This is a genomic window from Pseudomonas sp. CF161 (assembly GCF_000416215.1).
Taxonomy (GTDB): domain Bacteria; phylum Pseudomonadota; class Gammaproteobacteria; order Pseudomonadales; family Pseudomonadaceae; genus Aquipseudomonas.
The window spans coordinates 88501-113258 of sequence record NZ_ATLP01000054.1 but is presented as its reverse complement, the minus strand read 5'-3'; the positions used below and the strand labels follow the sequence as shown (position 1 = coordinate 113258).

20 protein-coding genes are annotated in these 24758 nt (G+C 61.9%); 16 read left to right on the top strand and 4 right to left on the bottom strand.

The features are described 5' to 3' along the window. Positions 1–32: 32 nt before the first annotated feature. The gene (locus CF161_RS10200) at positions 33–917 is read right to left on the bottom strand and encodes a hemin ABC transporter substrate-binding protein (protein WP_020296499.1); all 885 of its coding nucleotides are present in this window, start codon (positions 915–917) and stop codon (positions 33–35) included. 215 nt (positions 918–1132) lie between these two features. On the opposite strand from CF161_RS10200, the gene CF161_RS10195 reads away from it, so the two are divergent. Next, positions 1133–1450, top strand: a complete 318-nt coding sequence (locus CF161_RS10195) for a Rieske (2Fe-2S) protein (protein ID WP_020296498.1) — start codon at positions 1133–1135, stop codon at positions 1448–1450. On the opposite strand, the gene sfsA is transcribed toward CF161_RS10195, so the two are convergent. Both sfsA and CF161_RS10185 read right to left on the bottom strand, forming a co-directional pair. Beyond that, complete coding sequence (gene sfsA, locus CF161_RS10190; RefSeq protein ID WP_020296497.1) at positions 1447–2160, bottom strand: DNA/RNA nuclease SfsA; 714 nt, start codon at positions 2158–2160, stop codon at positions 1447–1449. The two genes, CF161_RS10195 and sfsA, sit on opposite strands and share 4 nt — an antisense overlap. Then, positions 2160–3332, bottom strand: a complete 1173-nt coding sequence (locus CF161_RS10185; protein WP_020296496.1) for a pyridoxal phosphate-dependent aminotransferase — start codon at positions 3330–3332, stop codon at positions 2160–2162. Before CF161_RS10185 ends, sfsA begins: the two co-directional genes overlap by 1 nt. A gap of 343 nt (positions 3333–3675) precedes the next feature. Here CF161_RS10185 and dksA point away from each other — a divergent pair, with 343 nt between their 5' ends. The 15 genes from dksA to CF161_RS10110 all read left to right on the top strand — a co-directional run bounded on the left by dksA (position 3676) and on the right by CF161_RS10110 (position 23960). Beyond that, positions 3676–4119: an RNA polymerase-binding protein DksA gene (gene dksA, locus CF161_RS10180; protein WP_020296495.1), complete on the top strand. Its 444-nt coding sequence runs from the start codon at positions 3676–3678 to the stop codon at positions 4117–4119. A 135-nt stretch (positions 4120–4254) separates the two neighbouring features. Next, positions 4255–5148: a tRNA glutamyl-Q(34) synthetase GluQRS gene (gene gluQRS / locus CF161_RS10175; protein ID WP_020296494.1), complete on the top strand. Its 894-nt coding sequence runs from the start codon at positions 4255–4257 to the stop codon at positions 5146–5148. A gap of 77 nt (positions 5149–5225) precedes the next feature. Then, complete coding sequence (locus tag CF161_RS32800; RefSeq protein ID WP_003176118.1) at positions 5226–5402, top strand: hypothetical protein; 177 nt, start codon at positions 5226–5228, stop codon at positions 5400–5402. Next, a complete protein-coding gene (locus CF161_RS10165) occupies positions 5386–8340 on the top strand; it encodes a sensor histidine kinase (protein ID WP_177326764.1) in 2955 nt (984 codons plus the stop codon). The genes CF161_RS32800 and CF161_RS10165 overlap by 17 nt, the downstream gene beginning before the upstream one ends. 22 nt (positions 8341–8362) lie before the next feature. Continuing rightward, complete coding sequence (locus CF161_RS10160; RefSeq protein WP_020296492.1) at positions 8363–9799, top strand: sigma-54 dependent transcriptional regulator; 1437 nt, start codon at positions 8363–8365, stop codon at positions 9797–9799. A gap of 722 nt (positions 9800–10521) precedes the next feature. Further along, the gene (locus CF161_RS10155) at positions 10522–11925 is read left to right on the top strand and encodes a polynucleotide adenylyltransferase PcnB (RefSeq protein ID WP_020296491.1); all 1404 of its coding nucleotides are present in this window, start codon (positions 10522–10524) and stop codon (positions 11923–11925) included. A gap of 4 nt (positions 11926–11929) precedes the next feature. After that, positions 11930–12409, top strand: coding sequence for a 2-amino-4-hydroxy-6-hydroxymethyldihydropteridine diphosphokinase (folK, locus tag CF161_RS10150; protein ID WP_020296490.1), 480 nt, complete (start codon positions 11930–11932; stop codon positions 12407–12409). A gap of 236 nt (positions 12410–12645) precedes the next feature. Continuing rightward, a complete protein-coding gene (gene panB, locus CF161_RS10145) occupies positions 12646–13446 on the top strand; it encodes a 3-methyl-2-oxobutanoate hydroxymethyltransferase (protein WP_020296489.1) in 801 nt (266 codons plus the stop codon). Next, positions 13443–14303: a pantoate--beta-alanine ligase gene (gene panC, locus CF161_RS10140; RefSeq protein WP_043229070.1), complete on the top strand. Its 861-nt coding sequence runs from the start codon at positions 13443–13445 to the stop codon at positions 14301–14303. Before panB ends, panC begins: the two co-directional genes overlap by 4 nt. Positions 14304–14408: 105 nt before the next feature. Continuing rightward, entirely contained in the window at positions 14409–14789 is a 381-nt protein-coding gene (gene panD / locus CF161_RS10135; RefSeq protein ID WP_020296487.1) for an aspartate 1-decarboxylase, read from the top strand. A 241-nt stretch (positions 14790–15030) separates the two neighbouring features. Beyond that, a complete protein-coding gene (gene pgi, locus CF161_RS10130) occupies positions 15031–16695 on the top strand; it encodes a glucose-6-phosphate isomerase (RefSeq protein WP_020296486.1) in 1665 nt (554 codons plus the stop codon). Positions 16696–16910: 215 nt separating this feature from the next. Then, complete coding sequence (gene acs / locus CF161_RS10125) at positions 16911–18848, top strand: acetate--CoA ligase (RefSeq protein WP_020296485.1); 1938 nt, start codon at positions 16911–16913, stop codon at positions 18846–18848. Between the two features lie 51 nt (positions 18849–18899). Further along, positions 18900–19766, top strand: coding sequence for an oxygenase MpaB family protein (locus tag CF161_RS10120; RefSeq protein ID WP_020296484.1), 867 nt, complete (start codon positions 18900–18902; stop codon positions 19764–19766). Positions 19767–19913: 147 nt separating this feature from the next. Continuing rightward, on the top strand, positions 19914–20930 hold the full coding sequence (locus tag CF161_RS10115) for a class I SAM-dependent rRNA methyltransferase (RefSeq protein ID WP_020296483.1): 1017 nt from the start codon (positions 19914–19916) through the stop codon (positions 20928–20930). A 108-nt stretch (positions 20931–21038) separates the two neighbouring features. After that, a complete protein-coding gene (locus CF161_RS10110) occupies positions 21039–23960 on the top strand; it encodes a DUF748 domain-containing protein (protein ID WP_020296482.1) in 2922 nt (973 codons plus the stop codon). Positions 23961–24144: 184 nt separating this feature from the next. On the opposite strand, the gene CF161_RS10105 is transcribed toward CF161_RS10110, so the two are convergent. Further along, positions 24145–24501 (bottom strand): BON domain-containing protein, encoded by a 357-nt coding sequence (locus tag CF161_RS10105; RefSeq protein WP_020296481.1) that lies wholly within the window; start codon positions 24499–24501, stop codon positions 24145–24147. Between the last annotated feature and the right edge of the window lie 257 nt (positions 24502–24758).

Sequence of the window (24758 nt, the reverse complement as noted above, 5' to 3'; positions counted from 1 at the left end):
GATAAACAGACTACGAGGTTTGACCAGAGGCTTCATGGAGCGGTGTTCGCCGAGCTCGCGGCATCAGGGTAGAAGGTCGCCGCCAGCACCTTGAGGCTGTGCGGCAGGCGCGGACCCAACCCGCCCACGAGGAGCGTTGGGTCGAGCTCAACCACGCGCCCAGACTTGGCTGCTGCGGTGGAGGCCAGAATCGGGTTTTCCTTGAACAAGGCAGCGCGCGCCGCATCACCGCTCAAGCTGCGGTCGGCAAACACCAGTACATCCGGGCTGAGAGCGGCCAGCGATTCAACCGAAAAGGGTTTGTAACCGCTGTGGGTCGCCAGGTTGCGGCCACCCGCCTGGCGCAATATCCAGTCCGCCGCCGTGTCCTTGCCCGCGATCAGCGGCTTGCCACCGGCATGCCCGAGCAACAGCAGCACACCTGGGGCCGCATGCTTGGCCTGAGCCTGGCTGACGCTGGCCTGCTGTTGCTCAAGCTGCCGCTGATAGCCCTGGAACAATTGCGTGGCCTGGGCCTCGTTACCCAGCAGTTGGCCCAGATGCTCAAGTGTGCGCTGCAGGGTCGGCAGATCGGCCTGGGCCGAGAACAGCTCGACCTGCACCCCAGCGCTGCGAACCTGCGACAGCACCGGCGGCGGCCCCATTTCCTCGGTGCCGACCAGAATCTGCGGGCGCAGGCTCAAGATGCCCTCGGCGGACAACTGACGCTGATAACCGATACTCGGCAGCGTCTTGAGCGACTCGGGATGCTGGCTGGTGGTGTCGACACCGACCAGCTTCGATTCGGCCCCCAGCGCACTGACCCACTCGGACAATGCACCGCCGGCACTCACCCAACGTTGCGGCAACTCGACCGCGTTGGCATGGCCGGCCAGCATTGCGATACAGAGCGCGATTGCGCTGGCACTCAGGCGCATAAAAGCATTTCCTATAGAAGATTGAGCCGATGACGCCGCCGTCCATGTGACAAGCCCTGTAACCCGGGCATCGAAATGAGCAAGCGCCGCAAACGGGCGAAGCGGCCATTTGATAATTGTTTGCATTTAGCAGTCAAGCACAGACGTGTTTCAGCAAATCACCCGAAAACGCACCGACAGCCTGAGCTTAAAGCCTCCGGCGCCCGAGGATTGAAATGAAGTTTCTTTGCGCCAATGACCACCTGCCCGACGCTTGCAGCCGGGGCTTCGAGCTTGACGGCGTCAAGCTGTTCGCCGTGCGCCGCAACCAGCAGGTGTATGTCTACGCCAATCGCTGCCCGCACCGGGGCGTGGCCCTGGAGTGGCAGCCCGACCAATTCCTCGATCAGAGCGCCAGCCTGATTCAATGCGCGACCCACGGCGCGCTGTTTCTGATCGAGGACGGTGAATGCGTCGCCGGCCCCTGCGCCGGCCAATCCCTGACCGCCATCCCCTGCCGCGAAGATCAACAGGGGGTCTGGGTCCAGCTTTAACCGTTGAGCAAGACCTCCAGACGCCGCTCGACACAGACTTCTTCAGCCGTCAGGCGCACGCCATAGGCCAGCACCTCAACCCCCGCCGCCACCGCCTCGCGCAATGCGGCAGCGTAGGCCGGGTCGATTTCCTCGGCCGGACGCACGGCCTCGATCCCGCTCAGGTTGACGCAATACAACTGCACTGCCCGCACGCCGTCGCGCGCCAAGCTTGCCAATTCGCGCAAATGCTTGGCCCCACGCTGGGTCACGGCATCCGGAAAAGCCGCCACGGGCGTGCCGTCGAACCCCAGGGTCACGCTTTTGACTTCGACGAAGGCCGGGCCGTCGGCATAGTCGAGGCGAAAATCGATGCGGCTGTTTTCCTGGCCGTACGGCACCTCGCGCTTGAGCGCTGTAAACCCATTGAGTTCACTGATCAGCCCGGCGCGCAGCGCCTCTTCAATCAGCGGATTGGCCCGCGCGGTGTTGACACAGGCCAGGCGCCCTTGCGGGGTTTCGCTGATTTCCCAGGTGCCGGGCAACTTGCGCTTGGGGTCGTTGGACCGACTGAACCAGACCTGCCCGCCCTCGACCATGCAGTTGAACATCGAGCCGGTGTTGGGGCAGTGGATTGTCAGAAGTTCGCCGCTGGCGGTCTCGATATCCGCCAGGAACCGTTTGTAGCGCCGTATCAGACGGCCTTCTTCGAGAGGAGGATGAAAGCGCATCAGCCTTGCCAGCTCCGCAAGCCACGAGCAATGCGCTCCACCGCTTCCTGCAGGCGCGGCAGGCTTTGGGTGTAGGCAAAGCGCACATGGTGCCCGGCCTGATGCCGACCGAAATCCAGGCCCGGGGTGAACGCCACGGACTCGGTTTCGAGAAAGTGTCGACAGAAGGCAAAGGCATCACCGCCAAACGCGCTGATGTCTGCATACAGGTAAAACGCCCCTTCGGGCTCGACGGCAATGCCAAAGCCCAGCTCGCGCAACGCCGGCAGGAGAAAGTCCCGCCGCCGGCCGAACTCCGCGCGGCGCTCTTCAAGGATGCTGATGGTCGCGGGCTCAAAACAGGCCAACGCCGCATACTGGGCCATGCTCGGGGCGCTGATGTAGAGGTTCTGCGCCAACTTTTCGAGCTCGCCGACGGCTGCTGGCGGGGCTACCAGCCAACCCAGGCGCCAACCGGTCATGCCGAAGTACTTGGAAAAACTGTTCAGCACAAAGGCGCTGTCGTCGACCTCCAGCACACTGGCGGCATCCGTGCCGTAGGTCAGGCCGTGGTAGATCTCGTCCACCACCAGGTGACCATTTCGCGCCTTGATCGCAGCCGACAGGCCGGCCAGCTCATCGCGAGTCAGGATGGTCCCAGTCGGGTTGGCCGGCGACGCCACCAATGCGCCGACGCTGTCCTGATCCCAGTAACGCTCCACCAAATCCGGCGTCAGTTGGTAACGCACATCCGGGCCAACCGGCACCAACTGCGCCGCCCCCTCCACCAGCCGCAGGAAATGCCGGTTGCACGGATAGCCCGGGTCCGCCAGCAGCCAGTGTTTGCCGGGGTCGACCAGCAGGCTGCTGGCCAGCAGCAAGGCGCCGGAGCCGCCCGGGGTGATCAGGATGCGCTGCGGGTCGATATCCAGGCCGTAGCGCTGTTGATAGAAACCGGAAATGGCTGTACGCAGCTCGGGAATCCCGCGGGCAGCGGTGTAACGGGTCTTGCCGGCGGTCAGCGCGGCCTGGCCGGCCTGGATGATCGGCTCGGCCGTGGTGAAGTCCGGCTCGCCGATCTCCAGATGAATGACATCCCGACCGGCGGCCTGCAATTCATTGGCGCGCGCCAGCAGGGCCATCACATGGAAAGGTTCGATAGCGCGGCTGCGCGCACTGTAGGGCTGAGCCATTTGCCTTCCTTCATATAATAAGAGAGGGAACAAAAGCTCGATTCTACCCAACCGGGGAGCGAGGAGAGACTTTAAAGCGCTTGGCTCCGCCCGATGGCCGGGGGCCATGAGCACCAACGTGGGGCAGAAAACTGACTAAAATTACATTTTGGCCAGGCCCCCGGACTGGCCGGAGCAACCCTCTCCAGGATCTGCAAGCGCCGTGGGCTGGGGGCTCGACAACCGGGAGTAGCGCGCTCCGACTTGTTCTGGTAAGTTCGCCCGCTTGCAGGCGCAGGGCCGGCAACCGTCGGAGATGGAGCAATCCTGCGCAATGGATTACAAGAGTAGAGGCGGTCCATTCATGCCCACCCAAGCAAAGCAACAGAGCAGCCAATCGATCAGTGGCTTCGAACCCTACGTTGAAACGAAGGGCGAAGAGTACATGGGCAAGCCCATGCGCGAGCACTTCACCAAGATCCTGAACAAGTGGAAACAGGACTTGATGCAGGAGGTCGACCGCACGGTTGACCACATGAAAGACGAAGCCGCCAACTTCCCTGACCCGGCCGACCGTGCCAGCCAGGAAGAAGAGTTCAGCCTTGAACTGCGTGCCCGTGACCGTGAGCGCAAGTTGATCAAGAAGATCGACAAAACCCTGCAACTGATCGAAGACGAAGAATACGGCTGGTGCGAATCCTGCGGCGTCGAGATCGGTATTCGCCGCCTGGAAGCCCGTCCTACAGCCGACATGTGCGTCGACTGCAAGACCTTGGCCGAAATCAAGGAAAAACAGGTCGGCAAATAACAGCCGGCCCGAGTGAAAGACGGAGCGTGCGAACGCTCCGTTTTTGTTTCTGCCATTTCAACCGATGGCGCTCCCTGAGCCCGCAGCACGCGCCAACCTGGTGTCGACCGAATCAGAGCCTGTAATCGCCCTCCCATGACTGCCTCGAACTCCTCATACATCGGGCGTTTCGCCCCGACGCCCAGCGGTTACCTGCATTTCGGCTCGCTGGTGGCGGCCCTGGCCTCGTACCTGGACGCACGCGCCGCCGGTGGGCGCTGGCTGTTGCGCATGGAAGACCTTGACCCACCACGGGAAGAGCCCGGCGCCCAGGCGGCGATTCTCAAGGCCCTGGAAAGCTACGGCTTTGAATGGGACGGTGAAATGGTCCGCCAGAGCGAGCGTCATGATGCCTATGCCGACGTCCTGAATCGCCTGTTCAACCATGGCCTGGCTTACGCCTGCACCTGCTCGCGCAAACAGCTGGAGGCCTATCAAGGGATCTACCCCGGGTTGTGCCGCAACGCTGGCCATGGCCAGGATGATGCCGCGATCCGTTTGCGCGTACCGGAGCTGGAATACCATTTCAACGATCGGGTACAGGGCGAGTTTCGCCAGCATCTGGGACGTGAGGTCGGCGATTTCGTGATTCGTCGGCGTGACGGTCTGTACGCCTATCAACTGGCGGTGGTGCTGGACGATGCCTGGCAGGGCGTGACCGATATTGTGCGCGGCGCCGACCTGCTGGACTCCACCCCACGCCAGCTATACCTGCAAGAGTTGCTCGGGCTGTCGCAGCCACGCTACCTGCACGTGCCCTTGATAACCCAGCCGGACGGCAACAAGCTGGGCAAGTCCTACCGCTCACCGCCGCTGGCCGAAGATCAGGCCACAGCCCTGTTACTGCGCGCATTGCGGGCGCTGGGGCAGATGCCCGGCAGTGAACTGGACGACGCCACCCCGCGAGAAGTGCTGAACTGGGGTATCGCCCACTGGGACGCCGGGTTGATCCCGCGCACCCTCAGCGTGCCGGAAGCGCAATTACGCTGACGCCACTTGCAGCTTCGCGCCCATCCGTTACCATCGCCGCACGTTTTCGGGCACGCACACAATAAAGAGAGGCCGGGATGTACATCTATCGCTTGGTCCTGCTCCTGGTAGTGGGGATCTATCTGTTTTCCCCCGCCATCATGGATTGGTGGATCGATGCTACTGGCGCCTGGTATCGCCCGTATCTGCTCTGGCTGATTCTGATCGTCGTGACCTTCATCCTGCAGAGCCAAAAAGATGCCGATGAGCTTTAGCCTGACCCAGATGATCCTGATCAGCGCCGCCTACCTGGCCGTGCTGTTCGGCGTCGCCTGGATCAGTGAACGCGGAATGATCCCGCGCTCGATCATTCGCCACCCACTGACCTACACCCTGTCCCTCGGGGTCTATGCCAGTGCCTGGGCGTTCTACGGCACGGTTGGCCTGGCGTATCAGTACGGCTACGGCTTCCTGTCCAGTTACCTGGGGGTGTCCGGGGCCTTTCTGCTGGCGCCGGTGCTGCTGTACCCGATCCTGAAAATCACCCGCACCTACCAGCTGTCATCCCTGGCCGATCTGTTCGCCTTCCGCTTTCGCAGCACCTGGGCCGGCGCACTGACCACGATTTTCATGCTGATCGGCGTGCTGCCGCTGCTGGCGCTGCAAATCCAGGCAGTTGCCGACTCCATTGGCATTCTCACCCGCGAGCCGGTGCAGCATCGGGTCGCCCTGAGCTTCTGCGCACTGATCACCCTGTTCACCATCTTCTTCGGGTCCCGGCATATCGCCACCCGGGAAAAACACGAAGGCCTGGTGTTCGCCATTGCCTTCGAGTCGGTGATCAAACTGATCGCCATCGGCGGCGTCGGCCTCTATGCCTTATATGGCGTGTTCGATGGTCCGCAGCAGCTGGAAATCTGGCTCCTGCAGAACCAGACCGCCCTTGCCGCCCTGCACACCCCGCTGCAGGAAGGTCCGTGGCGTACCCTGCTGCTGGTGTTCTTCGCCTCGGCGATTGTGATGCCGCACATGTACCACATGACCTTCACCGAGAACCTCAACCCGCGCTCGCTGGTCAGCGCCAGTTGGGGCCTGCCGTTGTTCCTGTTGCTGATGAGCCTGGCGGTGCCGCTGATCCTCTGGGCCGGCTTGAAACTGGGCGCCACCACCAACCCGGAATACTTCACCCTTGGCATCGGCATCGCCGCCAACAGCAAGGCCTTGGCGCTGCTGGCTTATGTCGGCGGGCTGTCGGCGGCCAGCGGCCTGATCATCGTCACGACCCTGGCGCTGTCAGGCATGGCCCTGAACCACCTGGTGCTGCCGCTGTACCAGCCACCGGCCGAAGGCAATATCTACCGCTGGCTGAAATGGACCCGTCGCGCGCTGATCGTCGCCATCATCATGGCCGGCTACGCCTTCTACCTGCTGCTGGGGGCCGAGCAGGACCTGGCGAACCTGGGCATCGTCGCCTTTGTCGCCACGCTGCAATTCTTGCCCGGCGTGCTGTCCGTACTGTATTGGCCGACCGCCAACCGCCGGGGCTTTATCGCCGGCTTGCTGGCGGGGATCCTGGTATGGCTGGTGACCATGCTGCTGCCGTTGATCGGCAACTTGCAGGGCTTCTATATTCCGCTGCTGAACATGATCTACGTGCTGGATGACACCAGCTGGCATATGGCGGCGATCGCCTCCCTGGCCGCCAACGTGCTGATGTTCACCCTGATTTCGCTGTTCACCAACGCCAGCGCCGAAGAGGCCAGCGCCGCCGAAGCCTGCGCGGTGGACAACGTGCGCCGCCCGCAGCGCCGTGAACTGCATGCGGCTTCGCCCCAGGAGTTCGCCACCCAGCTGGCCAAGCCCCTGGGCGCCAAGGCTGCGCAGAAGGAAGTCGAGCAGGCCCTGCGCGACCTTTATCTGCCCTTCGACGAGCGCCGTCCGTACGCCCTGCGCCGCCTGCGCGACCGCATCGAGGCCAACCTGTCCGGGCTGATGGGCCCCAGCGTGGCCCAGGACATGGTCGAGACCTTCCTGCCCTATAAGGCCAGCGGCGAAAACTATGTCACCGAAGACATCCACTTTATTGAAAGCCGCCTTGAGGATTACCACTCGCGCCTCACAGGTCTTGCCGCCGAGCTCGACGCCTTGCGCCGCTATCACCGGCAAACCCTGCAGGAACTGCCGATGGGGGTCTGCTCCCTGGCCAAGGATCAGGAGATCCTGATGTGGAACAAGGCCATGGAGGAGCTGACCAATATCCCGGCGCAACACGTGGTCGGTTCGCGCCTGAGCACCATTGGCGATCCCTGGAAAGAACTGCTGCAGGGCTTTATCAACCTGCCTGACGAACATTTGCACAAACAGCACCTGGCCCTCGACGGCCAGACCCGCTGGCTCAACCTGCACAAGGCTGCCATCGACGAGCCCCTGGCCCCGGGCAATAGCGGCCTGGTACTGCTGGTGGAAGACCTGACCGAAACCCAGATGCTCGAAGACAAGCTGGTGCACTCCGAGCGCCTGGCCAGCATCGGCCGCCTGGCTGCGGGCGTGGCCCACGAGATTGGCAATCCGATCACCGGTATCGCCTGCCTGGCGCAAAACCTGCGCGAAGAGCGGGAAGATGACAGCGAGCTGACCGAAATCAGCGGGCAGATCCTCGAGCAGACCAAACGGGTGTCGCGCATCGTGCAATCGCTGATGAGCTTCGCCCATGCCGGCAGCCATCAGCACAACGACGAGCCGGTCTGCCTGGCCGAAGTTGCCCAGGATGCCATCGGTCTGCTGGCGCTGAACCGGCGCAATTTCGAAGTGCAATTTTTCAACCTGTGCGACCCCGATCACTGGGTCGACGGCGACCCGCAGCGGCTCGCCCAGGTTCTGATCAATCTGCTGTCCAACGCCCGCGACGCCTCACCGGCGGGCAGTGCAGTACGAGTGAAAAGCGAGGCCTCGGAACATACGATCGATCTGATCGTGGAAGACGAAGGCAGCGGCATTCCGAAGAACATCATGGATCGATTGTTCGAACCTTTCTTCACCACCAAGGATCCTGGCGAAGGCACCGGACTGGGCCTTGCACTGGTCTATTCCATCGTTGAAGAGCATTATGGACAAATCACCATCGACAGCCCGGCTGACACCGAAAGCCAACGCGGCACCCGTATTCGGGTGACTCTACCGCGTCATGTCGAAGCGACGTCCGCTGTGAACTGAGACCGTCGAGAGAATTGAATCAATGCCGCACATTCTGATCGTCGAAGACGAAACCATCATCCGCTCCGCCTTGCGTCGTCTGCTGGAGCGCAACCAGTACCAGGTCAGCGAAGCCGGCTCGGTGCAGGAAGCGCAGGAGCGTTTCAGCATCCCCACGTTCGACCTGATCGTCAGTGATTTGCGCTTGCCGGGCGCCCCCGGTACCGAGCTGATCAAGCTCGGCCAGGGCACGCCGGTGCTGATCATGACCAGCTACGCCAGCCTGCGCTCGGCCGTTGACTCAATGAAGATGGGCGCGGTGGACTACATCGCCAAACCTTTCGACCACGATGAAATGCTCCAGGCTGTGGCCCGCATCCTGCGTGATCGGCAAAGCGCCCAGGCCAACCCGGCTGAACGCCCGGTGGGCAAGGCGGCCAATACCGGCGAGAAAGCCGGCGCCGGTAACAGTAATGGCGAGATCGGCATCATCGGCTCATGCCCACCGATGCAGGACATGTACAGCAAGATCCGCAAGGTCGCCCCGACCGACTCCAATGTACTGATCCAGGGCGAATCCGGGACCGGCAAGGAACTGGTGGCCCGCGCCCTGCACAATCTGTCGAAACGCGCCAAGGCGCCGATGATTTCGGTCAACTGCGCAGCCATTCCGGAAACCCTGATCGAGTCCGAACTGTTCGGCCACGAAAAAGGCGCATTCACCGGGGCCAGCGCCGGGCGCGCGGGCTTGGTGGAAGCGGCGGACGGCGGCACGCTGTTCCTCGACGAAATCGGCGAGCTGCCCCTGGAAGCCCAGGCGCGCCTGTTGCGGGTACTGCAGGAAGGCGAAATCCGTCGTGTCGGCTCGGTGCAGTCACAGAAGGTGGATGTGCGCCTGATCGCTGCAACCCACAGGGACCTCAAGAGCCTGGCCAAGATCGGCCAGTTCCGTGAAGACCTTTATTACCGACTGCACGTGATTGCCCTCAAGCTGCCCGCACTGCGTGAGCGTGGCGCCGACGTCAACGAGATCGCCACCGCCTTTCTGGCACGCCAGAGCGCACGCGTGGGCCGCACCGACTTAAGGTTTGCCCCGGACGCCGAGCAGGCCATTCGTCATTATTCCTGGCCAGGAAACGTGCGAGAGCTGGAAAACGCCGTCGAGCGTGCGGTGATCCTGTGTGAAAGCCCGGAGATTTCTGCCGAGCTGCTGGGGATCGATATCGAACTGAGCGACCTGGACGATGACGACTTCATCGGCCTGGCTCCGCAACAGGGCGGCGCCAACACCACCAGCCACGAGCCCACCGAAGATCTGTCCCTGGAAGACTACTTCCAGCATTTCGTGCTTGAGCATCAGGACCATATGACCGAGACCGAACTGGCGCGCAAACTGGGCGTCAGCCGCAAGTGCCTGTGGGAACGGCGCCAGCGCCTGGGCATTCCACGGCGCAAGACCGGGGTCGCCAGCGAAAGCTGAACCTTGGCTGTAGGGAGTGCGGGTAACACTCGATTTTGTGAAAAAACTGTTACCTCTGCAATTTCACGTAACAAAAGCCGGGGCTAAAGGTAACGAAGCCCCGGCTTTTTTTTGCCCGTAAAAAACCAAAAACACCGCTCAACCCCCAGTTTCATTGGGGCTCACAAAAGTTGGCACGGCATCTGCTATATGTCTGGTACAAGAACAATAACAAGCAATGCATAAGACAATAAAAATAAGACGAATCGACTCACGCATAATAAAAACAACACGGCGGAGGCGCAGCTAACTGATTCTTTTGGAGAGGCGTTGTATTTGGGGCTTGCCCCACAACCAGGCCGAGAACAACAAAAACTGCCCTAAGGCAGAGCCTGAACTGGTTGGATCATCAGATCATTGCAACACAGCGATCAAAGCAATCCGTTTGCTCTTGGCTCCCGATTGGGAGGGTCACTCTGGGTAAACCAGGTGACACGGGCGTTAAACAAAAACAAGAAGCCCAAAACCAATAATAAAAATAGAGCACGCAACTACTTCTGGGGGAGCTTCGGCTCCCCTTGTAGTTTCCGCGATTCAGCTTTCCCCGCCCAACCCATGCCGCTCACGGCTTTCAGCTCAAAACTCCGCCGTCCTACACCATCCCCCGACTAAATGCTAGAATCCCGGCCCATCATGCGGTCATTCTTCGTTATGGCCGAACATTCCTTCAAACAGTGCATCCCATGCTGAAGAAGTTGTTCCAGTCATTCCGTTCGCCCAAGCGTCATACGCAACACATCCGTAGCACGCCTGAAGTGCTCAACAGCAGCCAACATTCGCTGCAACGCGCCCAGTTCAGCCGCTATGCGGTGAACATCGTCGAACGCCTGCAGAACGCTGGCTATCAGGCGTACCTGGTAGGGGGCTGCGTGCGCGACATGCTGCTCAATATCACGCCCAAGGATTTCGACGTCGCCACCAGCGCCACACCGGAACAGGTGCGGGCAGAGTTTCGTAACGCGCGCATCATCGGGCGCCGTTTCAAACTGGTGCATATCCATTTTGGTCGCGAAATCATCGAGGTCGCGACCTTCCGCGCCAACCACCCGCAGAACGACGAAGAGGAAGACAGCAACCAATCCTCGCGTAATGAAAGCGGGCGGATCCTGCGCGACAACGTCTACGGCACCCTCGAAGAAGATGCCCAGCGCCGCGACTTCACCATCAACGCCCTGTATTACGATCCGGTCAGCGAGCGCATTCTCGATTACGCCAATGGCGTGCACGACATCCGCAATCATCTGATCCGCCTGATCGGCGACCCTCAGCAACGCTACCAGGAAGACCCGGTGCGGATGCTGCGGGCCGTGCGCTTCGCGGCCAAGCTGGATTTCGGTATCGAGAAGCATACCGCCGCGCCGATTCGCGACCTGGCTCCGATGCTGCGGGAGATCCCGTCGGCACGCCTGTTCGAGGAAGTGCTCAAGCTGTTCCTTTCGGGTCACGCGGCAGACACCTTTGAGATGCTGGTGGACCTGCAGCTGTTCGATCCGTTGTTCCCGGCCAGCGCCGAGGCCCTGGAATACAACCCGACGTACACCCACACCCTGATCAGCGAAGCCCTGGCCAATACCGATCTGCGCATCAAGCAGAACAAACCGGTGACCCCGGCCTTCCTCTTCGCCGCCCTGCTCTGGCCGGCCCTTCCGGCCCGCGTGTTGCGCCTGCAGGAACGCGGCATGCCGCCAATTCCGGCGATGCAGGAAGCGGCACATGAGCTGATCGCCGAGCAGTGCCAGCGCATAGCAATTCCGAAACGCTTCACCATGCCGATCCGCGAGATCTGGGACATGCAGGAGCGCCTGCCACGTCGCAGTGGCAAACGCGCCGACCAGTTACTGGACAACCCGCGCTTTCGTGCCGGCTATGACTTCCTGTTGCTGCGTGAGAGCGCCGGTGAGCAGACCGATGGCCTGGGCGAGTGGTGGACTGATTATCAGGATGCCAACGATGCCGAACGCCGCGACATGATCCGCGACCTCAGCGGCAAGGATGACAGTGCCAGCGGCGCGCCACGTAAACGCCGCCGCAGCAGCGGGGCCAAGCGCAAACGCAGCGCGGGCGCACCCGGTCCGTCCGGCGAGTAAGTTGATGGAGCGCATCTACATCGGCATGGGCAGCAATCTGGCGGCCCCAACGCAACAACTGCGCAACGCGGCTGATGCCCTGGCGCAGCTGCCCGAGACCGAGTGGGTGGGCGTGTCGTCTTTCTATCAGAGCGACTCCCTGCTGCCCGGCCAACCGCGCTACACCAACGCGGTCGCGGCGCTTGATAGCCGCCTATCCCCCCTGGCCTTGCTGGATGCGCTGCAAGCCATCGAAAACAGCCAGGGCCGGGAGCGCAACGAGCGCTGGGGCCCGCGCACCCTTGATATGGATATCCTGCTGTTCGGTGACCGCCTGATCGACGAGCCACGGCTCAAGGTTCCGCATTACCACATGCACGCCCGGGCCTTTGTCCTCTACCCCCTGGCGGAACTGGCTCCGGAAAGCCTGCAACTGGCCGACGGCCGAACCCTGCGCGAACTCCTCGCGGCCTGCCCTTTTGTCGGGCTGGAACGGCTGGCCTGACAGCTGAAACGCATCAGTAACCGCGGTAACACCCGCGGCGTAACAATGCGGTAACACATCCAATTGACTTCCCGAGTTCTCCTCACGACTATAGGCGTCCCGTTGCCGCCAACCTGGCGCTAAAGGGCGCAATCCAGGCCTTATAAGCACGACAAAAGACCGTGCGCCTGAATAAACGAAGAATCACGCGCGTTACTCGCAGTAGTTTCCAAAGCGCCTGAATGAGGACCCTTTTGATGCCGGATATCACCCTGACCACCCTGCAAAACCTCAAGCAGAAAGGCGAGAAGATCGCCATGTTGACCTGCTATGACGCCACCTTCGCCCACACCTGCTGCGAAGCGGGCGTCGACGTTCTGCTGGTGGGCGACTCCCTCGGCATGGTCTTGCAAGGGCACGACAGCACCCTCCCCGTCACCACCGCCGAAATGGCCTACCACGTGGCTTCGGTCAAACGCGGTAACAGTGGCGCGCTGATCCTGGCCGATCTGCCCTTCATGGCCTATGCCACCACCGAACAGGCCCTCAACAACAGCGCCCAGCTGATGCAGGCCGGTGCGCACATGGTCAAGGTCGAAGGTGCACTGTGGCTGGCGGATTCGATTCGCCTGCTGGCCGAGCGCGGCATTCCGGTGTGCGCGCACATGGGCCTGACCCCGCAGTCGGTGAATATCCTTGGTGGGTACAAGGTCCAGGGCCGCAACGAGAACCAGGCGCGGCAGATGCGCGCGGATGCCATCGCCCTGGAGCAGGCGGGGGCAGCGATGCTGCTGCTCGAATGCGTGCCCAGCGAGCTGGCCACTGAAATCACCCAGGCGGTGAAAATCCCGGTGATCGGCATTGGCGCCGGCAGCGCCACTGACGGCCAGGTTCTGGTGATGCATGACATGCTCGGGCTGTCACTGAGCGGCCGCGCGCCCAAGTTCGTGAAGAACTTCATGGCCGGCCAGGACAGCATCCAGTCCGCCCTGACCGCCTACGTCAATGAAGTCAAAGCCGGGACTTTCCCGGGCGCTGAACACGGGTTCTCTGCATGAATACTGTTAAAACTGTGCGCGAACTGCGCGCGGCGGTGGCTCGCGCCCGTAGCGAAGGCAAGCGTATCGGCCTGGTCCCGACCATGGGCAACCTGCACAGCGGCCATGCCGCACTGGTGACCAAGGCGGCGCAGCGAGTGGATTTCGTGGTGGCAAGCATTTTCGTCAACCCCCTGCAATTCGGCGCGGGCGAAGACCTCGACAAGTACCCTCGGACCCTGGCCGCCGACCAGGAAAAACTGCTGCAAGCCGGCTGCCATCTGCTCTTCGCCCCCAACGTTGAGGAAGTGTATCCGGAAGGCATGAGCGGCCAGACCCGAGTCAGCGTCCCCCAGCTTTCCGAAGGCCTGTGCGGCGCCAGTCGTCCCGGGCATTTCGAGGGCGTGGCGACCGTTGTCTGCAAGCTATTCAACATGGTGCAGCCAGACCTCGCGGTGTTTGGCCAGAAGGACTTTCAGCAACTGGCGGTGATTCGCGCCCTGGTCCAGGACCTGAACATGCCGATCCAGATTATCGGCGAGCCGACCGTACGGGCTGCCGACGGCCTGGCACTGTCCTCGCGCAACGGGTACCTGGACGAGCAACAGCGCGCCATCGCCCCGGCGCTGTACCGCAGCCTGAGCCAGATTGCCCAGGCTATCGAGCAGGGCGAACGGGACTATCCCAAGCTGCTGGGCGAACAGCGGCAGCAACTGGAAGCGGCCGGTCTACGCCCCGATTACCTGGAGATCCGCCACGCCACGAACCTGCGCCCGGCCACGGCAGATGACCGTGACCTGGTGATTCTGGCGGCCGCGTATCTGGGTGCCACACGCCTGATCGACAACCTGCATCTGAACCTCGACGCCACGGCATAAAAGCCTGATTGCCCGAAGCAGGACCTTCGGGCAAACTGCCGCCGCCAGGGGCCCGCAGCCACTATTGCCGCGCCCCGCCCGAGGATCTGACAAGGGATACACCCCATGCACGCCATCATGCTCAAGGCCAAGCTGCATCGCGCCGAAGTCACCCACGCTGTGCTCGATTACGAAGGCTCTTGCGCCATCGATGGCGAATGGCTGGACCTGTCTGGCATCCGTGAGTACGAACAGATCCAGATCTACAACGTCGACAATGGTGAACGTTTCACCACCTACGCCATTCGCGGCGAGCCCGGCTCGCGCATGATCTCGGTCAACGGTGCCGCAGCGCACAAGGCCAAGGTCGGCGATCGGGTGATCATCTGCGCCTATGCCCACTACAGCGAAGCCGAGCTGCTCAACTTCCAGCCGCGCATGCTGTACATGGCCCCCGGCAACGAGCTGAGCCACACCAGCAATGCCATCCCGGTTCAGGTCGCCTGAACCCACTCTTTTCTAACAATCCACACCCCTTTGTTGCACCCGCCGTGCGCGCCGGTATAAAAAAGTACCGGCCACAGGTCAGACAAAGCCAAGACAGATCAACACGCGAGGGTTACTGTAATTGCCCCGCGCGATTTATCGTGTTGACGCAGGGTCGACCGAACGAGGCCTGTCATCCAACAGGACGTTCCGGGCTTTTCAGTGTCCAAAAGGCAGTTCAAGCAAAAGGAAAACCGCAGCGATGGCGTACTACCGCACCCCTCACGACGTTACCGCTCTGCCCGCCTGGCAGGCGTTGAATGACCACCGCCAAGCCATGCAGGATTTCAGCATGCGCGAAGCCTTTAATGCCGACCCGCAGCGCTTTCATCATTTCAGCCTGAGCAGCTGTGGGCTGTTTCTTGATTATTCGAAAAACCTGATCAACAGCGAAACCCGCGACCTGCTGGTGGGCCTGGCTGACGAAGTCGGCCTGCAGGACGCTATCAAGGCGCTGTTCAATGGCGAGTTGGTCAACTCTTCCGAAGGCCGCCCGGCCCTGCATACCGCCCTGCGCCGCCCGGTAGGCGACAAACTGTCGGTCAATGGCGTCAACGTGATGCCTGACGTGCACAAGGTGCTGAATCAGATCACCGACCTGGTGGGTCGCATTCACGACGGCCTGTGGCGTGGCTACACCGAAAAACCGATCACCGACGTGGTGAACATCGGTATCGGTGGGTCGTTCCTGGGCCCGGAACTGGTTTCCGAAGCCCTGCTGTCCTACGCCCAAAAAGGCGTGCGCTGCCATTACTTGGCAAACATCGACGGCAGTGAGTTCCATGAACTGACCCTCAAGCTGCGCGCCGAGACCACGCTGTTCATCGTCTCGTCGAAATCCTTCAACACCCTGGAAACCCTGAAAAACGCCCAGGCCGCGCGCGCCTGGTACCTGGCCCAGGGTGGCTCGGAAGCCGAGCTGTATCGTCACTTCATTGCGGTTTCCAGCAACAACGCCGCTGCCGTGGCGTTCGGTATCCGCGAAGAAAACATCTTCCCGATGTGGGACTGGGTTGGCGGCCGCTATTCACTGTGGTCGGCCATCGGTTTGCCGATCGCCCTGGCCATCGGCATGTCGAACTTCAAGGAACTGCTGTCCGGTGCCTACACCATGGACCAGCATTTCCAGAGCGCGCCATTCGAACAGAACATGCCGGTACTGCTGGCGTTGCTCGGTGTCTGGTACGGCAACTTCTGGGGCGCGCAGAGCCACGCGATCCTGCCGTACGACCACTACCTGCGTAACATCACCAAGCACTTGCAGCAGCTGGACATGGAATCCAACGGCAAGAGCGTGCGCCAGGACGGCACCCCGGTGTCCACCGATACCGGCCCGGTCATCTGGGGCGGCGTCGGCTGCAACGGTCAGCACGCTTACCACCAGTTGCTGCACCAAGGCACCCAACTGATTCCGGCCGACTTCATCGTGCCGATCGTCAGCTTCAACCCGGTCTCCGACCACCACCAGTGGCTGTACGCCAACTGCCTGTCGCAAAGCCAGGCACTGATGCTGGGCAAGACCCGCGCCGAAGCCGAAACCGAGCTGCGCGACAAAGGCCTGAGCGAAGACGACGTGCACAAGCTTGCGCCGCACAAGGTGATTCCGGGCAACCGCCCGAGCAACACCCTGGTGGTCGAGCGCATCAGCCCGCGGCGCCTGGGCGCACTGGTGGCGCTGTATGAACACAAGGTGTTCGTGCAGAGCGTGGTGTGGGGCATCAACGCCTTCGACCAATGGGGCGTGGAGCTGGGCAAGGAGTTGGGCAAAGGCGTCTACAACCGCTTGGTTGGCAGCGAGGAAACACCGGCTGACGATGCCTCGACCCAGGGCCTGATCAACTACTTCCGCGGTCGCCACCGCGGCTGACGGGTTGTTCGCGTGGCCTGTGCAACGGGCCACGCTTTCACCTCCTGCAACAAAGCCAACAGCCAACCGGCATGCACCCGCAAGCCGCGCCGGGCCTAACCTGCTGCGCCCCTGGCCAAACCGCCTCGACCGCTACGGCGGGCCTGCCTCTTGAACCCTCCCCCCGCTCGGCGCATCTTTATTACTTGTCGCAAAAACAAGAATAAGGAACCGTCATGTTCGATATCAGCACGTTCCCCAAAGCCGATGCCGTCCGCCGGGCAGCACAACTGAGCCAGGACGATTACCAGCGCCTGTACCGCCAATCCATCGAACACCCCAGCACCTTCTGGGCCGACCAGGCCACACGGTTTCTCGACTGGAGCAAACCGTGGCAGACCGTCCAGCGCTATGACCTGAAAACCGGGGCCGCCAGCTGGTTTGCCGGTGCCGAGCTGAACGTCAGCTACAACTGCATCGACCGTCACCTGGAACAGCGCGGCGATCAGGTGGCTATCCTCTGGGAAGGCGACGACCCGGCCGAGTCGCTGCAGATCACCTATAAAAAGCTCCACCACTACGTGTGCCGCCTGGCCAACGTGTTGAAAAGCCGTGGCGTGAAGAAAGGCGACCGGGTGTGCATCTACATGCCGATGATCCCCGAAGCCGCCTACGCCATGCTCGCCTGCACCCGAATCGGCGCCGTGCACTCGGTGGTATTTGGCGGCTTCTCCCCGGATGCCTTGCGCGACCGGATTCTGGATGCCGACTGCCGCACCGTCATCACCGCCGATGAAGGCGTACGCGGCGGCAAGTTCGTACCGCTCAAAAACAACGTCGACCAAGCCCTGCGTAACTGCCCCGGGGTCAGTACCGTGGTGGTGGTCGAGCGCACGCAAAACCCGGTGAACTGGGTCGAAGGCCGCGACCTCTGGTATCACCAGGCCCTGCGCAGCGTCGACGATGACTGCCCGCCAGAGCCCATGGACGCCGAAGACCCGCTGTTTATCCTCTACACCTCGGGCAGCACCGGCAAACCCAAGGGCGTGCTGCACACCACCGGCGGTTACCTGCTGCAGGCGGCCATGACCTTCAAGTACGTGCTCGACTACCGCGACGGCGAAGTCTTCTGGTGCACGGCGGATGTCGGCTGGGTCACCGGCCACAGCTACATCGTCTACGGCCCGCTGGCCAATGGCGCCACGACCCTGATCTTCGAGGGCGTGCCCAGCTACCCGAGCAGCTCGCGGTTCTGGGAGGTCATCGACAAGCACCAGGTGAATATTTTCTACACCGCGCCAACCGCCCTGCGGGCCTTGATGCGCGAGGGGCCCGAACCCTTGCAGCAGACCTCGCGCAGCAGCCTGCGCCTGCTCGGCAGCGTCGGCGAACCGATCAACCCGGAAGCCTGGGAATGGTATTTCAATGTGGTGGGCGAACAACGCTGCCCGATCGTCGATACCTGGTGGCAGACCGAGACCGGCGGCATCATGCTCAGCCCCCTGGTCAGCGCGACCCGGATCAAGCCTGGCTGCGCCACCCAACCCATGTTCGGCGTACAGCCCGTGCTGCTGGACGAACAGGGCAAGGAAATCATCGGCGCCGGCAGCGGCGTGCTGGCCATAAAAGCCAGTTGGCCTGGGCAGATCCGCAGCGTCTATGGCGACCCGCAGCGCATGGTCGATACCTATTTCAAACCTTATCCCGGCTACTACTTCACCGGTGACGGCGCGCGCCGCGACGAGGACGGCGATTACTGGATCACCGGACGCATCGATGACGTGATCAACGTCTCCGGCCATCGCATCGGCACCGCCGAGGTCGAGAGCGCGCTGGTGCTGCATGACAGCGTTGCCGAAGCCGCCGTGGTCGGTTACCCCCATGACCTCAAGGGCCAGGGCATCTATGCCTTCGTCACCCCCATGAACGGGGTCGAAGCCAACGATGACCTGAAGAAACAACTGCTGGCCCTGGTCAGCAAGGAAATCGGCAGCTTCGCCAAGCCGGAACTGCTGCAATGGGCGCCGGCCTTGCCGAAAACCCGGTCGGGCAAGATCATGCGGCGTATCCTGCGCAAGATCGCCTGCAACGAGCTGGACAGCCTGGGCGACACCTCGACCCTGGCCGACCCCAGCGTGGTCGAGGGGCTGATCGACAAACGCCTGAACCTCTGAATCGGCGCGGCCCAGGCCGCGCTTCTCTCACGAAGACACCACCGAGCTGTCATGGAATTCATTCGTAGCCGCATCGAAAACCAAGTCATGAGCCTGTCCGGCCTGTCGCTGGGCAAACTCGACCTGGAAAACCCCAAGGGCGACCCGGGCCTGTTCGGCCCGGATTCGGTCAGTTGGCAAGTGCATGGCGACTTCAGCAGCATGCTGATCGGCGGCATCAGCGCCCTGTTGATGCAGGCTCTGCACCCGCTGGCCCTGGCCGGGGTCTGGGACCATTCGAACTTTCGCCAGGACATGCTCGGCCGCCTGCGCCGCACCGGCCAGTTCATTTCCGGCACCACCTTCGGTTCGCGCCAGGATGCTGAATGGCTGATCGACAAAGTGCGCACCATTCACCTGCAGGTGGTGGGCACCGCGCCCGACGGCCGCCCCTACGCCGCCAGCGACCCTGACCTGCTGACCTGGGTGCATGTGGCTGAAGTCAGCAGCTTCCTCGCGGCCCACTTGCGCTACCGCAACCCGAACTTGTCACCCGCCGATCAAGACCGGTATTACGCCGAGATCGCGCTGGTTGCCGAACGCCTCGGCGCCCGCGATATCCCGCGCTCGCGCCGGGAGGTCGGCGATTACCTGGCCCGCATGCAGCCGCAGTTGTTGTGTGACGAGCGCAGTCGAGAAGTGCTACGCCTGTTGCTGGCGGCCCCCGCTCCCAGCCGCCTGGCCAAGCCTTTTGGCGCATTGATGATGAAGGCCGGAATCGATCTGCTGCCGGACTGGGCCAGTGCGATGCTCGACGTCAGCCAGAACCCGCTGCAACGCCAGTTGATCCGCGCCAGCGTCAACCGCAGTGCGCCCATGCTGCGCTGGGCGGTGCGTAACGGCTCGGTACAACGAGCGAAACGGCGCATGGGGTTGTAAGACCGAAGCAGTCGAGGATGCAGAAACTGTCGGGATGCCCGGGGGCTGTTGAATGGATTGCGCCCCCAGGGTCCAGGCCAGCAGGAACAAGCCCCCTGGCGACTTAGCTGGTAAACTGCCGCGCCCAATCATTCGCAAGGCGCCCGCATGTCTTCCTTGAATCAGGCGCTGCGCGCCGCCCTCGATCATCGTCAGGACCTGCTCGCCGAGTTGCATCAGCAAGGCACCGATTGCTATCGCCTGTTCCACGGCAGCCAGGAAGGGGCCGGCGGTCTGACCGTCGACCGCTATGGCCCGCAATTGCTGGTGCAGAGCTTTCACCAGAGCCTGGAACGCGACACGCTGCTGGAACTGCACCAGGCCATCAACCAGCATCTGGGCCTGGACACCCTGCTGGTCTACAACGACCGCTCCCGGGGCAACTCGCGGATCGACCGCGAAGACACGGTGTATCGCGCCGATGAGGCCGCGCTGCAAGACCTGGTGGGCCATGAATGGGGCCTGAACTACCGGGTCCGCGGCCGACATGCGGGGCAGGATCCCCTGCTGTTTCTCGACCTGCGCAACGCCCGCGGCTGGGTCAAGGCACACAGCGCCGGCAAAAGCGTGCTCAACCTGTTTGCCTATACCTGTGGCGTCGGCCTGAGTGCCGCAGCCGGTGGTGCCCGCGAGGTCTGCAACCTGGACTTCGCCGAAGGCAACCTGGCGGTGGGCCGGGAGAACGGTGCGCTGAACCCGCAGTTGCCGACCATGGAGTTCGTGCAGTCCGATTACTTCCCGGCCATTCGCCAATTGGCCGGGCTGCCCATCAGCCAGCGTCGCGGGCAGAAACTGCCCAGTTATCCGCGCCTGGAACAGCGTCAATACGACCTGGTATTGCTCGACCCGCCCGCCTGGGCCAAGAGTGCCTTCGGCACCGTCGACCTGTTGCGCGATTACCAGAGCCTGCTGAAGCCGGCGTTGCTGGCCACCGCAGAGGATGGGGTGCTGATCTGCTGCAACAACCTGGCAAAGGTATCGATGGACGATTGGCGCGAACAGGTGCTGCGTTGCGCCGAAAAAGCCGGGCGCCCGGTGCGTGACTGCCAGGTACTGAGCCCGGGGGCGGACTTCCCGTCGCAGGACCAACAGCCACCGCTCAAGACCCTGGTCCTGCAACTCTGACCCGGTAGCGGCAAATCTGAATAATCCTGTACCCACCGATTGTTTCGGAACCGGAAACGCGTGCCATACTCCAAGGCACTTCCGATATCAGATAGATGAAGCCCTCGCATGACCAAAGGATTGATTCGCGCTATCGGCGCCCTGTTGACTGCTCTTGCCCTTTACAGTCTGTTGGGCTTTCTGATCTTGCCGGGCATTGCCCTGCGGGTGGCCAATCAGCAACTCGCCAACTACGCCACCACCCCGGCCCATATCCAACGTATCGAATTCAATCCCTACAGCCTGGAGCTCACGCTCTGGGGGCTGAATATCGGTGCGCCAGGTAAAGAGCAGGTAGGCTTCGAGCGCCTCTATCTGAACCTGCAACTGGACAGCCTGTGGACCCGCGCGCTGCATCTGGCGGATATCGAACTGGATAAACCCAAGACCGAGATCCTGTTCGACAAGGAAGGCAAACTCAATCTGCTGGGGCTGTTCAAGATCCCGGCCAGCGAACCGACCCCGGCCAACCCCGACGCCAAGCCGTTCCCATTGCGTATCGAACGCATCAAGCTGGCAAGCGGTTATGTGCACTTCCAGGACCTGCGCCCGAGCGAGCCGATCGAGTTCCTGTACGACAAACTCGATTTCGAGTTGAAGAACCTCAGCACCCTGCCCGATGACAACGCCGACATGACCCTGGTCGCGGCCGGGCCCGAAGGCGGACAGATCGATTGGTCCGGTAACTTCAGCCTGATTCCGCTGACTTCCGAGGGCAACCTGAAGGTCACTGACGGCAAGATGAAAGTCTGGTGGCCCTACGTGCGCGACGCCGTGCCGCTGGTTCTCGAGGACGGCATCCTCAACCTCAGCACGCACTACAAGCTCAACCTGTCCAAGGAAACCGAGTTGCTGCTCAGCGATACGTCGCTGAGCGTCGCACCCTTCGCCATCAAGGCCCCGGACGGCCGTCCCCTGGCCCGCCTGGAGCGCCTGGAGGTCAGCGAAACCACGGTAGACCTGGCCAAGCAGCAAGTGGTGGTCGGCAAAATCCGCAGCCAGAAACTGGAAACCTGGGCCGCCCTCGAAGCCGATGGCCAGCTGGACTGGCAAAAACTGTTCGCCAGCCAACCGTCCAAACCGGCACCGGCCCCAGCGCCCGCGACTGCCGACACCCCCAAGGCGCAGCCGGCAGCACCGAGCAAACCCTGGCAGGTGCTGCTCAAGGATGTGCAACTGCGCAATTACCAGGTGCACCTCGCGGACCGCAAAGCCAAACCTGCGGTGGCCCTGGAAGTCGGCCCGCTGAACCTGGACCTGCAGAATTTCGACAGCCTCAACCAGTCGCCCTTCACCCTCAAGCTCGACAGCGGGCTGGGTAAACAGGGCAAGCTCCAAGCGAACGGCGAGGTCAACCTGAACCCGGTCACGGCCAAGCTCCAGGTGCAGACCCGGGATATCGACCTGCGGGTCGCGCAGTCCTATATCAGCCCGTTCATTCGCCTGGAACTGCGCAGCGGCATGCTCGACAGCGACCTGGCGGTCAACCTGAAAAAAGTCGACCCGCTGACACTCGCCATCACCGGCCGCGCCGAAGTGAACCAGTTGCACACCCTCGACACCCTGAAAACCCGCGACTTCGTGAAGTGGCAAAAGGTGGTGGTCGAAGGTCTCAACTATCAACACGGCGACAGCCTGTCGATCGACAAGGTCAACCTGTACCAGCCTTATGCGCGGTTCATGATCAACGATGACCGCACCACCAACGTCGACGACCTGCTGATCCCGCAACCGGCCAACAGCGGCGCCAAGCCTGCTGCCAAACCCGCGCCCGGCAAGGACAAGCCCCTGGGGATTCACATCGGTGCGATTGCCATCAACGACGGCTCGGCCAACTTTGCCGACTTCAGCCTGACGCCCAACTTCGCCACCGCGGTGCAACAACTCAACGGGCAGATCGGCACCATCGACAGTCGCCAGGCGAAACCGGCCAGTGTCGACATCAAGGGCAAGGTCGATCGTTATGCGCCGGTCACCATCAAGGGCAGCGTCAACCCGTTCAACCCCATGGCCGCGCTGGATATCGCCACCAGCTTCAAGCGCGTGGAGTTGACCACCCTCACCCCTTACTCGGGCAAGTTCGCCGGCTACCGCATCCGCAAGGGCCGACTCAACCTCGACCTGCATTACCTGATCACCAACGGCCAGCTCAAGGCCGAAAACAAGGTGGTGGTCGAACAGCTGCAACTGGGTGAAAAAGTCGACAGCCCGGACGCCGTGAGCCTGCCGCTGAAACTGGCGATTGCCTTGCTCAAGGACGTCGATGGCAAGATTTCCATCGAGCTGCCCGTGACCGGCGACCTCAATAACCCACAGTTCAGTGTGATGCCGATTGTCTGGCAGACCCTGCGTAACCTGATCGTCAAAGCTGCCGCTGCGCCCTTCAAACTTATTGGCGGGCTGATCGCAGGCGGAGGTGCGGAAGACCTGGGCAGTGTGTCGTTCGCCCCTGGCTCAAGCGACCTGGGCAAGGACTCGGAAGCCGCGCTGGTAAAACTTGCCAACGCACTCAAAGAGCGTCCGGCCCTGCGCCTGGAGATCGAAGGCACTGCGGCGCAAAGCAGCGATGGCCCACTGCTGGCCCAGCAACGACTGGAGCGGGAATACCAGTACAACTACTACAAGATGCTCCAGCGTCGTGGCGACAAGGTGCCCGCCCAAGCGTCGCTGCTGCAAGTACCCGACGGTGAGAAGAGCCCGCTGCTCGAAGGCATTTATCGCACGCGCCTCAAGACCCAGCCGCCGGCCGAGTGGAAGGACCTGGGCAAGGAAGAACGCAGCGCAAAAATGCGTGAAGCGGTGATCCAGTTCTGGAGTGGCAGCGATGTACTGTTGCGCCAACTGGGCCAGGAGCGCGCCAGCAGCATCAAGGACTTCCTGGTGGACAAGGGCCAACTGGCCGATGACCGCGTCTATTTCATCGACGCCAACCTCGGTGAAGCAGAAAGCGATGGCCGAGTGATCACCCCGATGCACCTGGATGCGGAATAACCCCTGACTGCACCGCAGCCTGAAGGCCGCGGTCTTTTCCCGGCGCAATAGAACAGGCCCCGACACAATGTGCCGGGGCCTGTAATGACCACATCCTTGTGGTCTTCCGCATGAACCTTCAGGAAGCGCCAGGCGTGTTGCTCAGCTCGCCTTACACCTCGTCTCCCAGTCCAGGCAAGAACACTTACTCGGCTTTCAGGCCGTCAGCGGAAACCGCTTTAACGCCTTTGATTTTCTTGGTGATGGCAACAGCAGTGGCTTTCTGCGCATCGGTCACCGCGACGGTGGACGACAGCGACACTACGCCTTTGTTGGTTTCGACTTTGATGTCGGTGCCTGGGATGCCTTTTTCGGTAACCAGGTCGCTTTTAACTTTGGTGGTGATCCAGGTATCGGAGGTAGCTTCTTTAGCCTTGGTCACTTCACCGGCAGCCACAACCATCGGTGCCTGGGTGTTTTGAGTGGTCTGCGCAAATGCTGCGTTGGCCATGGTCAGGGTCAGAGCGGTAGCAGTTGCGGCAGCGATAGCGAACTTCTTCATACGAGTAACTCCTGTTTTTCTGGAAAGCCTGCGCCGTGTCCTGGCAACAGGGTTACCAGAGATATTGCAGGCGCTGTGCCAACTTCTGACAACAGATAAAAACCTTATAAAACAACAAGTTATAAAAACAGCAAAAATCCGGAATCATGCAATTTGCATGACGCCCCGCGGATCTGCGTGCAAGTTGCGGTTTCTCGTCCAGCCTTAACCTTCTGAAATCGCGAAACTTTCCCTGCGACCTGGATTCTGGTCGTACC